Source organism: Treponema sp. UBA7570 (genome assembly GCA_002477955.1).
Taxonomy (GTDB): domain Bacteria; phylum Spirochaetota; class Spirochaetia; order Treponematales; family Treponemataceae; genus Treponema_D.
Genome location: DLLE01000020.1, coordinates 1 through 1187, shown reverse-complemented (window position 1 = coordinate 1187; position 1187 = coordinate 1). Strand labels below are relative to the sequence as shown.

Here is a 1187-nt window from a genome sequence, read left to right as displayed (position 1 = left end):
TCAAAAAACGTGCAAAAAAAAGCAAAAAATGCTAAAATCAGAAAGAATATGAAATCTTTTTTTAAGCCTTTTTCATTCATCCTGTTGTTTTTTCTCCAGACCTTTTCTTTTGCCCAGGACAAGGCAAAGCCTTCAAGCCGTCCGATTGTAGATATGCTGTGCGCATCTGCCGTTTCGACAGACAAAATAAGGCTCACATGGAAACTTCCGCAGAATTTTAACGCGGCGTCAATTCTTGTTTTCAAAGACACGGTTCCAGTTAATTCAAAAACAGCGGAAAAACTTAGTCCGGTTGCAGAGCTTTCCCAAAAGACTCAGCAATATTTCGACACTGTGACTGATTTTAATGAATATTATTATGCAGTTCTCGCAAAACTTTCAGACGGAACTCTTTACAATGTGGTTCTTCCGTCGATAAACGCGACCGTGAAGGCAGTGGCTGTAAAACGTCCGGAAAAACCTCAGAAAAAATCAGAAGAGCAGATTGCCGCGGAGACGCCAAAACTTTACACAGACGGAACAATCCGCGAGCTTCCGCTTCCGTACATAGACTTAATCGGAGATTTTGAAAAAAAGCCTTCAAAGCTTTCAGCGGAAGTAGTAAATGCGGGAAAAAGCCTTGCTGGAAAAACAATCATTCAAAGGAAAAAACTCGAGCCATATTATTTTGACGAGGACATAACTTCACCTTCCGGAGGCGACGACTACTATCTTTTTGAAATTCTCAAGAACAGTTTTGTAAAAAAGAATTACGAGGCGTCGATTGTAGAACTAAAGAAATTTCTAAGCGTAAACCGCAGCGAGGAAACCACCAGCCGCGCGGCATTCTATCTTGCGCAATCGCAATATTTTACAGGAAATTACCGCAGCGCGCTGACAATGTTTCTTTTTACGCAGGACAATTGGCCGATTCTCTGCAAAAAATGGATAAATTCAACCCTGGACTTTTACACAATCCCAAAAAGTTGAAATAACTACAGATTTTTTATAGAATGACGGGAATATTTTAGAAAAAGTCTATCATTCTACAAAAAGAGAAGCACAATGCGTTTTTACAAGATTTCAAGAGTTTTTTTATTTTTATCGGTTTTTAGTTCCTCCCTTTTCTCCCAGGAAGCCCTAAAATCAACAGAAGAAGAATACTACGACTTTTTAAGCCTTACAGGACAGGCAGAACGCCCTACGCT

General features: G+C 39.8%; 1 protein-coding gene. It reads left to right on the top strand.

Annotation, left to right across the window (positions count from 1 at the left end; all coding sequences use genetic code 11):
• Nucleotides 1–969, top strand: a 969-nt coding sequence (locus B4N75_RS01845; RefSeq protein WP_296668605.1) for a tetratricopeptide repeat protein, incomplete at its 5' end; no start/stop codon positions are given.
• Nucleotides 970–1187 lie beyond the last annotated feature (218 nt).